This window comes from Bacteroides sp. AF39-16AC, from assembly GCF_003602735.1.
Lineage (GTDB): Bacteria > Bacteroidota > Bacteroidia > Bacteroidales > Bacteroidaceae > Bacteroides > Bacteroides uniformis.
In genome coordinates this window covers 62,414-76,179 of sequence record NZ_QTLN01000005.1, presented here as the reverse complement: position 1 = coordinate 76,179, position 13,766 = coordinate 62,414, and the positions used below count along the sequence as shown (strand labels likewise).

Genomic DNA, 13,766 nt, shown 5'->3' with positions numbered 1-13,766 from the left:
GTCCGATACAATATTTTTATTTCATCATAGGTCTTATGCTGATGGTTCTCCGATATTCCTGCGGCATCGCCTTGTAAGCACCGAATACACCGCGGGCCGTACAGCCGACCCCGGTAGTGGCATAATCGAGATTCAGGGTCATGCCTTTCTGCTTCTGCAATTGGTAGGTATACATCGCTTTCGTCAGATTGTCTGTGCTGTACGGATAAATGTTGAAGTTGAACCATTCGTTCATCTTGAATTGAAGGCCGATGCCTTTGTCCGTGGTCAGTTGCAGCCAGCGTACATCTGTCCGCAATCCGTAATCTTGTGGCATTAGATAGGGCTCGTACATAGCTTGTACGGTAGAGGCATATATCCCCATCGGATAGCCGGTTTTCCGGTCCGGATAGTTCTCTTGCGGTCCTCGGCCGTACCATTTCACTTGGTCGAGCGCATCGCTTACGGTCAGCGTAAGTCCTATGCGAGGAAACCAAAGCGGCATTTTCCCTTCAGGCTTCAATACATGGCGTATCTCTATCGTCCCTTCACTATTGATAATATACTCATAGTGGTTGATGATGCCGTTGTTCTGTACTCCTTCGATGTAGAGGTCTTTTTTCTCTTTTTCTCCTTTGCCCATCAATTCCGCATCAATGATGTGTATATGTACGCCTTCGGTGGTTTCGGACACCGAAAAAGAGAGGGGCTGATGTGTCAGGCGGTCAATCCCTGCAGAATACATTTCTGTGGCTACCGTGTATCCGTAACCTTCTTTCCAGTTGGAGGAGCGGGCGCTGGAGGCATTCCAGTTGTCCAGCTCATTGGCCAGCGGGGCACGCCAAAGATTCAGCCGGAGCGGTGATTCCAGCAGTTCCATATCTTGAACAACCATCGACGTCAGTTGTCCGTCGGTACGGTTGAATACATATTTGAAGCCATCTCCGGAGACAACCAATTCTTTCTCCGAAAGTGAATAGGAAGGTACGCCTTGAGCCTTTTCTTCCGAAGAGCATGGCAGGCTCCAAGGCAGTTCAAGTTCTTCCCATGCCACCTCATGTCCGGCTTTTGCCCACAATTCATCTTTTTTCAGGACGGCATGAAGCATCAGGCGGTATTCTTTGCCGGGAATCAGGGCTGGCTTCTTATAAGGTATGTGCACCAGCTCTTGGCTAAGCGGCGCTGTTGAGAGTGCCAAGTCGCCCGATTGAATAACCTTGTCATCTTCTTTCAATTCCCATCGTATGGCATATCGGGAAGCATTTGTATAATGATTGCGATTCCATAACTCAACGACTCCCTCTGTCACATCCGACATGGAAAAAGAAAGAGGTTGTCCGGTTTTCTTCATTTGCCACATTTCGGGCTGTACGCTACGGTCGGGCCAGATGCTGCCGTACGTACGTGCACCGATGCCGTAACTGTAGAATGTACCATTTTCCGTCTCTTGCTCAAAATCTAGCCACAGAGCGGCTTCTTCCGGGTGAAAAGAGGAAGTCAGTGCCTTGGCGAAAATGCCGACTTCGTCCATTTGAGCATCGCAGATGTAGACCGAAGTCTCTTGGCCGTGTGTTTCTGCATTCCGACCGATGTTGACGGGGTAGGGGAAGTTCCGGATATTGCCCGATGCTTGTGTGGAGGCCTTTTCTGCTCCGTCTATATAGATGGACATTTTCTGTCCGTCGTAGACGCACGTCACTTGATGCCAGTTGTATTCCCAGTCAGTAGGCAAGGAGGCGCATACGGAATGCTTTTTATCAGTATAGATATAAAATTCCAGTTTGTCTTTACCGCGTTGTTGCAGCCCGAACTGATAATTGCCTTTTGTGATGAATGAGCCGCAACTGCTTACTAGTTTCCGGGGGTAGATTCTGCAAGTGAGTGTCAGTTCATTACTGTTCAACTCCACATTGTCTGCACGATAGACCTCTACCCATTGGTCGTGACCGTTCAAGTCCAGCACCGTGTTCTTTCCTTCCTTCACTAAGCGGGCATTTCCCATCAGATGGGCGGGAGTATGGAAGGGCGAAAGGTCGTCCACTTGCCTTATCCGTTCGGTCAGTCCCGGACTTACAAAATCCCAGATGGCCCCTCCCATCAGGCGGGGATGTCGGTAGATGGCTTCCCAATAATCGTCCAGGGCACCGCCGGCATTGCCTGCAACCGATAAGTATTCATCCATAAACGATGGTCGGGAATCCTCTCCTATGCCTACCTGCATTTCCAGTTCCATAGGAGTAGGGTAACGGGGTCCGATAATATCTTCTGCCGGATGGGAGAATGCATTTCCGCCATACATCCAGAAGCGGGTGGGGTCCAGCGATTTCCCTTCTTCAATGGTGTGGGTAATGTTGATACCTTCACCGCTTTCGTTTCCTGCGCTCCAGAACAAGACGCAGGGATGGTTTCTGTCCCGTAACACCATTCTGCGGCATCGCTCGCGATACATCTCTTCGTATTCCGGGAGACTTGAAATCCATTCCGAGGCATGGGCTTCATCGCCCACCTCGTCTATGATATAAAGCCCGTATTCATTGGCCAGTTCCAAATACTTATTCACCGGAGGATAGTGAGAGGTACGTACGGCATTGAAATTAAACTGTTTCAACAATTCAAAATCCTTGCGTATGGTGGCTTCGTCCATGACATGTCCCTCTTCGGGATGCTGCATGTGCGAATTTTGTGCATTGACTTTCAGTGGGATACCGTTAAGATAAAAAACACCGTCTTTGATTTCCGTCTTTTTGAATCCGATGACCGTTTCTATCTTGTCTTTCTGCAGACCGGCCGGATTGGATAATTCCAGACCGAGCGTATAAAGCTCGGGTGTCTCGGCTGTCCATTTCCGGGGTTCTTGTACCAAGGTATGCAACTGTATTGTCTTTTCCGCAGCGTCCATTTCAAATGGAGCTGCGGAAAAGTTACAGATAATCTTGCCGTTTTTATCCTTTAAGTAAGCTTTCAATCCATAATTCTCATTTGGCTTCTTTTGGTAGTCCTTGATTTTTACCTGAATACTTAACTGCGAATCGGTATACGTATTATCAAACTCTGTGATTACTTGCCAGTCGAATATCCTGACAGCAGGTGTGGCGTACAACCATACGTCGTCAAAGATTCCGGCCAGTCGCCAATAATCTTGTCCTTCCAGGTAATAGCCGTCCGAATACTTTAGTACACAGACAGCCAGCGTGTTTTCGCCCGGCTTCAAATAAGGAGTGATGTTGTATTCGGCAGGTTCTTGTGCTCCTTCATTGTAGCCCACTTCATGACCGTTGACCCATACAAAAGAAGCGGATGCCACTTTCTCGAACCTTAAAAATATCTGGTCTTTTGCTGCCCAACTTGCAGGTACCTTGAATGTTCGCCGGTATAGTCCGGTAGGGTTATACTCTTTGGGAGCATGTGGTGGATTCACCCCGAAGGGAGCAGATACATTTCTGAACAGCTTGTCACCATAACCTTGCATTTCCCAGTTTGAGGGAACTTTGATGTCGCCCCATTGCTTATCCGGGAATTCGGGGTTAAAAAAGTGTGCAAGTATCCCTTCCGGTGTATCGCACCAGAAAAACTTCCATGTCCCATTCAGTAGCATGCTCTTTTCGGGCATATGCCAAGCGTGTCCTTCCTCTTGTCCTTTTTCAAATACAGAAGGGTTGTCTATATACCAGAGCATATCCTTAAGGAAGGATTTGTCTTGTGCATAGGATTGCAGGCACAAGGCTACTGAACACAATGGCAGAAACAGTTTTCTCAGATTCATTTTTTTGTAATTCGTGCTGTCCATCCACCGCCGGGTGCCAGTTGTACATTGAGTTTGTCTTTGGCAGTGACGATGCGTACTTCTTTTTTATAGTCGGTAGCTTCACGGTCGGCATTGACGCCGTCGGCAAAGATTTCAGCTTCATAGTTTCCTTCGCCGAGGAAGGAGAGGTCGATGGTGCAGCTGCGCGGAGTCCAGTTGGTCATGCTGCCTACAAACCAAGTGTTTCCTTTGCGGCGTGCTATCGTGATGTATTCGGCTATTTTACCATCAAGGGCAATGGTTTCGTCGAAGGTAGTGGGAACCTTGGCGATGAAGTCGGTGCATTCCTGTTCCTTTATGTATTTGCTGGGACTGTCGGCAAGCATCTGCAAGGGTGCCTCGAAGACGGTGTACATAGCCATCTGGTGTACACGCGTACCTTGGCTCATGGGGTGATCGTTGACGGAGCGGAACAAGGAACGGGTGGCATTTACCATAGCTCCCGGCGTATAGTCCATCGGACCGACGAGTTGGCGCAGATAGGGAGCGGTAACGTCGTAGCGTGGAAAGTCATGCAAGGGCGCACCGTTCACGATGGGCTCCCACTTGCTGTTTTCCAGTCCTTTCACACCTTCAAAGTTGAGGATGTTGGGATAGGCGCGCTGGATACCAAAGGGTTTCAGTCCGTGTAGGTCAAGCAACATGTGATGTTTGGCGGCGCATGCTGCGAGCTGTTCGGTAGAAGAGATGGCGATTTGATCGTCGCGGTCGAAGAAGTCAATTTTGAAACCTTTGATTCCCATTTGTGCGTAGTGGCTGATAACTTGTTCCACGGCAGGGGAGATGTCGCCTCCTCCCGTAAGATTGCGCCAGCTTGCCCAGAGGATGATGCCTATGCCCTTTTGGTTGCCGTATGCCACCAGTTCTTCGAGATTGATTTCGGGACTGATGTCTTCCATTAATGATTCCTTTCCGCTCCAACCTTCGTCGATGATGATATACTCCAGCTGGTTTTCGGCGGCAAAGTCGATGTATTTCTTATAGGTGGGCGTATTCATGCCTGCCTTGAAGTCCACGCCGGTCAGGTTACAAGTATTCCACCAGTCCCATGCCACTTTTCCGGGTTTAATCCAGGATGTGTCAGCGATGCGGCATTCGGGTGCGAGGCGTTGCATCATGTCGTTGTTGGCGAGTTGTGTGTCGTGGGTAACAACAAGCACGGCACGCCAAGGATAGGTCTGTTTCCCTGTGGGACGCCCGTTGGGGCAGAAGTAGGGGGCATTGTTGGGCTTGCTGATAACGTCGGCACGTTTGGTAGGGACGAGGTTCAAGCGGTCATAGCCTCCGATGACTGTTTCCTGTGGATAGGGGGCGAATTCTGCCTTCACTCCGTGGGGCATCTGTGGGTTGGCAGTGAGGAACATGCCGGGATAGTTGGACAATCCGGCTTCCATAATGACGGCTTTCTTTCCGTTCTCCAGTTCTACCATCAGCGGAGTAATGGCAAGCGAGTCTTTGTACATGCGAGAGAGGGGGGCCTCATCGTAGTAGGACTCGAAGGAGTAGCAGTAACGCTCGCCGGCGCGATTGTCGTTAATATAGGGCACGAAAGCGTGGTAATCGCGGTCGAAGTTGAACTCGGCAATCTCGTCCTTCACGCAGAAAGGTTTGCGCAGTTCGGAAACAAAACGATAGGCGGCTCCGTCGTCGTAGGCGCGGAACTGTATGCTATAGCCGTTACGGCATTTCAGCGTGAGTTGGTTATAAGTGTCCTTCACATTCGCCTTTTTGTAGAAAGGAGTGGGGAAGGAAGTGTCGACGGAAGTACGGGTAGCTTTGGTCACCTTCACATTTTTGCCGAAGGTGAAAGCAATGGGCTTTCCCTCAGCTTCGGTGCATTGCATGGCAATGTCTGAAGGCAAAAGAACGGTGGTACCGTCGTGGGCAATCGCCCAGTTGAGGGTTTGTCCGGCTTCGATGTTGACAATTAGTTTTCCGTCCGGTGAATTCAGTTGATATTGCTGTGCTTGTGCCGTCAATGCACAAGAAAGCAATAGGCTGGCGAAACAAGTGCTGATTCTGTTCATTTTTATTTGATTATTGATTATGAATATTTGTTTAATTCCGTGGATATTTAACCGGAATAGCCATCATTTCTTCTAAGAAGAGAGGATCGTCAAACTGGCAAGTCTGTCGGTTGTATTGTCCCCCCGGAGTGTCCCAGAGCATCGGGCACATGCCGCGCGAGTAGATGGCTTCGGTTACGGAAACACAGAAGAGCCTTATCACTTCCTTTGTTCTGTTTCTGGAGTCGGCGCAATATTCGCCTATGATGACGGGGATTCCTTTGTCTACGCAATTCTTCTTCAGTAGGTCCATATTGTCGTTCAGTTCCTTGAAGTCAGCTTCCGTTCCCCAGCTTTCCCGGCCTACACCCCAATCGACAACCTCGCCTCCACCCAGTATGGCAAAGTTTGCGGGAGTATAGTAATGCACTGTAAGAGCAAGTCGGTTTGCGGGATCATTCGGCATCTTGAACAAGGGGTCGTAAGCATACTCCAAGTTGGTGTTGTAGATTTCCACCAACAGATGACGTTTGGCGTTGTTGCCGCCACTGTTTCTTACTATGTCGACAAAGAGCTGGTTGAGGTCGTTCACGTATCCCAGTGCCTTTGCCTTGTCGGCTTCACTACCGCCCCACGGAGTCCAAATCTCATCGTATCCGATTTCATTCATTGGCTCGAACAGTAAGTGGTCACCGTACTTTTCGAAGCGTTCACATATCTGTTTCCAGATGGAAGTGAATTTTTCTTTTGCTTTGCTGTCGGTGGGTACTTGTTTAATCCATTCGTTTTCGTGGTGGATATTGATGATAGCCACCATGCCACAGTCGAGGGTCCAGTTCAGGATTTTCTCTACGCGGTCCATCAGGTCAGGATGCACTTTGAAGTCGTCGGACAGCAGATTGCCCCAGCTGACCGGTATGCGCAGAGATGAGTAGCCCGCTTTGGCATATCCTTCAATGATTTCTTGTGTGATAATAGGGCTTCCCCATGCTTGTTCGTAATTGAGAATGTTGCTTGGGTCTATCCAGTCGCCCACGGCATCCAGCGTGTTGCCCAGGTTGATGCCCAGTCCCATTTCGTTAATCAGTTGGTGGGTTGTGAGATTCTCGCGTACAGTGTATTTTTCCGGTTCATCGCTTTGGATATAGGCCGCCTGCTCCACGTTGATTTCTTGTATATGCTCCTTTACGCTGACGGTGATGATGGCGTTGCGCACGTCGGGCGTAGTGTTGGGTTCTACGGTTATGTTATAGATTGCCTGTACGGGAGTGCTGCTTTCCGAGGTTACTTTGCACCATGCTTCCGAACTTTGGAAAGTGGCTGGTTCATTGGGGGTGATACCGAATTTCTTGCTACCACCCGTTTGTTCAAAATGGAAAGAAGTAGGCTCTACGATGATTTTCAGCTCCTTTTTATCGTCAGAGCAAGCTGTCATCAGAAATAGAACCAGGCTGGTTAATAAGGTTTTCTTGAAGATTTGTGTCATGGTATCGGTAAAATTTCGTTTTAATAATTTCGGTGTATTTATTTTTAGACGCTGATTCAATTGAATCAGCGTCTAAGAGTTTAAAAGAAGGTGTCACTTTGTGTAATCCCGTGCCCGATTTTAATTCAAATTATTGAATTATTGTATCTTGACAACTCGGAAATTATCAAAATACATTTCGATGTTGTACGGACCGTTTTCGCTGGGGTTTGTCATCTGGAGTGCCAACTCGTCACCGTCACGTTTTTGGAACTCGCCCCAAGTGGTTTCGTCTACCAGTTCGGAGAGCGGAATGCTGCACTGCATCCATTGGCCTACTTCGGTTTTTCCGGTGAAGTCGCTCACCGGACGATAGTTCGTGTAGTTGTGAGCCTCATTCCCTTTGAGGTAGATGCGGAATACAGGACCTTCGCCATATTCCACTGCCACGAAGCATTCGAACTGCAAAGCCAGTTCGGAAGTCGGTGTATCGGTAGGCAGGAAGGCTGTGTCAATGCCCCATACGGCACCGTTCTGCAATTGGCCCCACCAGTAATTCCATGCTGAAAGTTCCCCTGATATGCTGTAGCATTTACCATCCGAGAAGAAAGGAGCTGCTGTACCGTCGGCAGTGACGGGTACAGCTTGCCCGCCCCAGGAGAACCAACCGATGTTGTCATAGTTCAATACTATATTCTCCAAAGGATAGAAGCCCGGAACTTCGGCAGTACCGCCCATTGTGGTAATGGCGAGTGAGCAAGTGCCTTGCGGTGCACGCGGCATGGTAAAGGTAAGCATATCGTTAGCTTCGCTTACGGTAACAGTAGAGAGATCTACCGAGCGATTGCCCATTGTGATGGAGGCGATATCCATAAAATTCTGTCCCAGTACGGTAACTGTGGTACCCGTGATAGGCATCATGGAGCTTACCTTGCTGATACTTGGTGGGAGGGCTGTGCGACGGAAGGGAGTAAATGCGGATGCGGTATAGCACTCCACTACCAGACTGCCTTCATCAATCAGGCCTGCGGGAGCATTGAATGATATTTCGTCAAAGTTCTTGTTTACCGTGTAGTCCGTTACTTCTACCGAAACAGGTGCATTGGTGATGTCGTCCACGGCAGTGGTGAAATAAACGCGCTGAATTTCGTAGAAGTTACCGCCCACGATGCGCAGAGGCGTGCCCGTCTCCACGGGGAAGGTTGTGGCTACACGGGTGATGTAGGGTGCGGGCGAGAGTACATGCATGGAGTACGTGGCAATGCCGTGCGAGGTCTCGATACGCAGTTCGCCTTTCAGTTCGGGGTTGGCACCCGTCAGTTGCAATTCGCCGGGGATAGTGAGGATGAGACTGGTGGAAGTGCCGTAGTTGCTATTGAACGAAACTTCTTGTTCGTTGATGAACACTTTCCGCACATCATTCAGATTTTCGCCGATGACTACAATCATGGTGCCCGGATTTACATCGGTGAACGTACTGTCGGCCTTCTCTGGGTCGACAAGACGGATGTGGTGGATTACGGGAACACCGCCGCCCTCGTCATCGTTGCAGGCGGTGAAAAGGTTGCATGCCAACAGGATGGTGAGCAACACAAAAGGAAAATGTATATATTTCATATTAAAGTCGTTATTTGAGATAATGAATGTATAACTTGGTTTATTCACTGAATTCGTATGCTACCGGTTCTTCGTTCAGTAGCGGATTCTGGATGACATCGCTTTCCGGATAAGGCATCAGGATGTTGCCGTGGTGGATTTCGATGTTCTCGCCCGGTTCCTGCCAATTTTCTATGCCTTCGAGGAAAGTGTCGCCTTCTTTCTTGCCGAAGTGGAGGTAACCGTCTTCGTCTTTCACGATGAGGTCTACTGTGTAGCCGCGGTGTTGGTTCTGGAAGTAATTCAGCATGTAGTCGGGTTTCCAGTGATACCACGATACCATGTCATACCAGTTACAATACTCCATCGAGAACTCTACGCGGCGTTCGCGAATGATGTCTTCGAAGGTTACGCGTTCCTTGCGGGGGATACGTGCACGGTCGCGCACCTGGTTCAATGCTTCCAGGCCGGGACCACCGGTCAGTTCTTCGCTGTTGCCCAGACAAGCTTCGGCATAGGTCAGGTAAACATCGGCAAGGCGTAGGATGTAGGTGTTGAGCGGAGAGTTCATGGACTGGATATAACCGTCGTTGTCGTCGTCCGGACCGCCCGGTACACCTTTTTTAATGCAAGAGGTGGCGCCGTCGTAAGTATAACCACCGTCGGCAATGCAGATGTATGAATAGTATGTACCCGGTGTGCAGAAGGTGGCGTTGCGGCGGATAGTGTCGCCCAACTCATATTGCTGGAGCATATCTATACTTGCCTGATAGCTGCTCCATACGTTTACACCGCCGGTCATCTTGCTGTTGCCGGCGAGGTCGGCAAGCAGAGTGTTGCATACGCCCCAATCACCCAGTGGCACCCACTGCATGGCAATGAGCGATTCGGGATTGTTGTTGTGCTTATACTTGAAGAGGTCTTCATAGTTTTCGTAAAGGCTGATGCCGCTGTTGTTTATCACGTCGGCGGCCAGTTCCTTGGCTTTCTCCAGGTCGGCGTTGTCGCGTGTGCCTCCTTTCCAGCCTGAGCGGGCGAGGTAGACTTTGGCAAGCATGCCTTTTGCACCCCATGCGTTGACACGTCCTTTGGCGGTTGCCACTTCAGGAAGATTCTCGACTGCATAAGTGAGGTCACGAATAACGAGTTCCAGCACATCTTCTTCGCGGTGGAGCGGTTGCATGGGATTGGCAACCACTTTGTCGTTGTCTTCGATGATGATAACCGGTCCCCAGAGGCGAACCATGTAGAAGTAGGCACAAGCACGCATCAGGCGGGCTTCGGCAATGGCTGTGCGCTTGGCACGTTCGCTTACGCTGTTGCTACATTTGGTCTGCACATCACTGATAACTGCATTGGCCATTGTAATGACCGAGTAGAAACCTGTCCATGCATTGGCAAGGTTTTCGCTCAGGGCTGTCACCTTGAAGTTGGTGAACTCGGGAGCTCCCCAGCGACTGAAGTTATCGTTGGCACGGTTACTGCCCAGCGGCACGATGGCGCGGGAGTTGAGGTCGAACCATGCACGGTTGTAAAGCGGTGCAGTGGCTTGTTCGAGTGCATCGTCGGAAGTGTAGTATGTCACATCTACGTAGTTTCCTTCGGGAGCACGTTCCAAAAATGAGTCGCTGCATGCCGTAAGCAGAAGGAGCGATGATATAAGGGTTAGAAATCTGTGTTTCATAACTATATTGAGATTTTAAATGATAAATGATTTGTCTGGCTCATTAGAAATTGAAGTTAAGGCCAAATGTATAGATACGTTGCGAAGGATAGCGCGCATCGTCCACACCACGTAGCAATACATTGTAGTTCAAAGCGCCTATTTCGGGATCGTAGCCTTTGTAGCCTGTGATGGTACAGAGGTTCTGGATGTTGACGTAGAGGCGCAGATGGTCTATCTGCAAACGGCGCAACCATTTCTGTGGGAAGGTGTACCCCAGCGAGATGTTTTTTATGCGGAGGTAGGAAGCGTCTTCAACAAAGCGGTCGGAGATACGGTTGTTGTCGTTGGCGCTACTGGTAGTGATGCGTTGTACTTTGGCTGCATCGGCGTTGGCCACGTAAACATTGGAAAGTACCTCGTCGCCCACTTCGGGGTCGTGCATGGCGATTTGGGCAATGCCGGTAGCTTCTTTCAGCAGGTTGCTGTTACGCATGGGATCGGTGAAGGTGCGGCGAATCAGGTTGATAGCCTTATTGCCCACCGAGCCGTTCAGGAAGATGTTGAGGTCAAATCCTTTATAAGAAAGGTAGTTGTTGAAGCCGAACGTGAATTTGGGTGCCGGATTGCCGAGGAACGTGCGGTCTTTCTCATCAATTACACCGTTGTTGTCGCGGTCTTCATAGATGTAGTCACCTACCCAGATGCCCGATTTGCCGATGGTCTGGTCTTTCGGGATGGCTACTTGGATGCGGTTGCCCGTTTCGTCGAGCAGGAAGTTGCCGTCGGCACCTTTCTTGTAGAAATCTCCTTCTTCCTTGAACATACCGATTACTTTATAGCCGTAGAACTGCCCGACCGGTTCGCCCACCATGGTGTAGGTCAGTGTTTCCGAACCGTTGATTCCCGAAATAGCGGATGATTCGGAGTAGAGCTTCGTCACTTCGTTGTGGTTGATGGAGAAGGTGAGTCCTGAGGTCCAGGTGAAATCACGTGTCTGGATGTTGTGCGTGTTCAGGGTAAATTCTACACCTTTGTTGGTCATGGCACCGGCATTGACCCACGGTGCACGAATCAGACCGCTTACGTAGGTAGGAAGAGAAGCTTGCATCAGCAGATTGTCCGTTTTCTTGTAATAAGCATCGGCGATGAACTCTATGCGGTTGTTGAAGAGGGCGAGGTCGAGTCCTACATTGAAGGAGTTTGTTTCTTCCCACTTCAGTTCACGATTAGGATAGTTGCCTGCATAGAAACCAGTACCCCAGATGGAGGCTGCCGAAGCCATGGTGACGCCGTAGGCATAGGAACCCGCCCATTGGTTACCTACTACACCCCAACCCAGGCGGAGTTTCAGTGAGTTGATGGCTTCCACATCTTTGAGGAAAGCTTCGTTGTTGACTTTCCAAGCCAATGCTACCGAAGGGAACCAACCCCAACGACTTTCTTTGGCAAACGAAGACGAACCGTCGGCACGGAGCGTAGCGGTCAGCAAGTAGCGGTCGTCGTAGTTGTAGTTCAGACGGCCGAAGTATGATTCGATGGCGGATGAACCACGGGAACTGTTGGCTTTTGCTGTTGTGGCATCACCCGCATCCAGTTCGTGTACGGAGTTGAAGAGGAAGTTGGTACGGCTGCCGCTCAGCGACTCGTACTTGTTTTCTTGCGCTTCGTGTCCCAGCATGGCAGAGAGGCCGTGTTTGCCGAAGGTATTATTATAAGTAAAGTAAGTTTTCAATGTCCAGTTGCTTCCGTTGCCGGCTCCACGGCTTGCTGACGACTGCTGCTTGAAGTGCTCGTAGTCGTAGGAGGGGGTAAACTTATAGTCGTTGCTGTAATTGAAGTTGGCGGCATATTCCGTGCGGAATACGAGTCCTTTCCACAGCTTGATGTCGGCAAAGGCGTTGACATAGACTTGTGTGTTGCGACTATAGTTTTCATTTTGGATAAGGTCGGAGAGGGGGTTGGAGAAGTAAGTTCCATACATGTTCTCCGTCTGCATGCCGAAACTGCCGTCCGGGTTGCGGGCAGGCACTTCGGGGAGCTGGTTCAGGGCATTGTAGATGGCACCCGAACCGTCTACGTTGTTGGTCTGCTGTGTACGGGCTACGGAGGCGCGCAAGCCGGTGGTGAGCCACTTGTTGATGTCGTTGTCCATGTTGACGCGGAAAGAGAAACGCTCAAAGTCCGAACCGAATACAATACCGTCTTGCTGCATGTAGCCGCCGGAGAGCGAGTATTTCATGCTCTTCGAACCTCCGGAGATGTTTATCTGATGGTTGTGCATCGGGGCAGTGCGGAAGATTTCATTCTGCCAGTCGGTACCGCGGCTGAGGAGTGAGGGGTCTTTGAACTCTTCGCGTGCACCGAAGCCGATGGTGGCGGCGCGGAGGTTCTGGTAAACTGCATATTCGGGGAGTGTCAGTGTTTCCAGTTTCTTGGGAAGCTGTTGCAAGGCATAGTAACCTTCGTAGGAGACCTTCGTTTTGCCCTCTTCGCCCTGACGGGTGGTGATGAGTACTACACCGTTGGAGGCGCGGCTACCATAGATGGCTGTGGCCGATGCATCTTTCAATACTTCCATGGAAACGATGTCTGCAGGGTTGATGGAACTGAGCACGCTGCTGTTGCTGGTGTTGTTGCCTGAGATGGCTACACCGTCGATAACGTAGAGCGGTTCGTTGCCGTTCAAGGAGTTGATACCACGGATGCTGACCGAGATACCGCCACCCGGAGTTCCGGAATTCTGGGTCACCTGCACACCGGCGGCACGTCCTTGCAAAGCTTGGTCGAGCGAGGTGACTACGGACTTTTTCAGTTCGTCACCCGTCACGCTGACTACGGAACCGGTCAGGTCACTGCGTTTCATCGTACCGTATCCCACTACTACTACTTCGTCCAGCATCTCATTGTCTTCTTGCAGCAGTATGTCGATGCGGGTGGTGCGCTCTACTTTCACCTCTTTGGTGCGGTAGCCGATGTAAGAGACTATCAATGTTTGTCCCAGATTTGCCTGGATGGTGTAACGGCCGTCGATGTCGGTAATGCCGCCCGTATTGGTTTCTTTCACTTTGACGGTGGCTCCTACAAGTGGCTCACCGCCCGATTCTGATTTAACGATACCGGATACTGTTTTGGTTTGTCCATACGTGGAAACAATACCCAAACCTAGTAACACGATAACAAGCAATTGTCTCAATTTTGTCCATTCCCATTGAGAGCATACATTTGCGTGTAACTTCATAATACTTTAAT

General features: G+C 50.1%; 6 protein-coding genes. All 6 read right to left on the bottom strand.

Annotated features, from left to right (window positions below; all coding sequences use genetic code 11):
* Positions 1-16: 16 nt before the first annotated feature.
* Complete coding sequence (locus tag DW039_RS06885; protein WP_243635016.1) at positions 17-3,742, bottom strand: glycoside hydrolase family 2 TIM barrel-domain containing protein; 3,726 nt, start codon at positions 3,740-3,742, stop codon at positions 17-19.
* Entirely contained in the window at positions 3,739-5,811 is a 2,073-nt protein-coding gene (locus tag DW039_RS06880) for a glycoside hydrolase family 97 protein (RefSeq protein ID WP_057256297.1), read from the bottom strand. The genes DW039_RS06885 and DW039_RS06880 overlap by 4 nt, the downstream gene beginning before the upstream one ends.
* A gap of 31 nt (positions 5,812-5,842) precedes the next feature.
* Positions 5,843-7,276 (bottom strand): cellulase family glycosylhydrolase, encoded by a 1,434-nt coding sequence (locus tag DW039_RS06875; protein WP_005830286.1) that lies wholly within the window; start codon positions 7,274-7,276, stop codon positions 5,843-5,845.
* 138 nt (positions 7,277-7,414) lie between these two features.
* Positions 7,415-8,872: a glycan-binding surface protein gene (locus DW039_RS06870; protein WP_005834641.1), complete on the bottom strand. Its 1,458-nt coding sequence runs from the start codon at positions 8,870-8,872 to the stop codon at positions 7,415-7,417.
* A 40-nt stretch (positions 8,873-8,912) separates the two neighbouring features.
* A complete protein-coding gene (locus DW039_RS06865) occupies positions 8,913-10,535 on the bottom strand; it encodes a RagB/SusD family nutrient uptake outer membrane protein (protein WP_009037735.1) in 1,623 nt (540 codons plus the stop codon).
* A 43-nt stretch (positions 10,536-10,578) separates the two neighbouring features.
* On the bottom strand, positions 10,579-13,755 hold the full coding sequence (locus tag DW039_RS06860) for a TonB-dependent receptor (protein ID WP_005834643.1): 3,177 nt from the start codon (positions 13,753-13,755) through the stop codon (positions 10,579-10,581).
* Between the last annotated feature and the right edge of the window lie 11 nt (positions 13,756-13,766).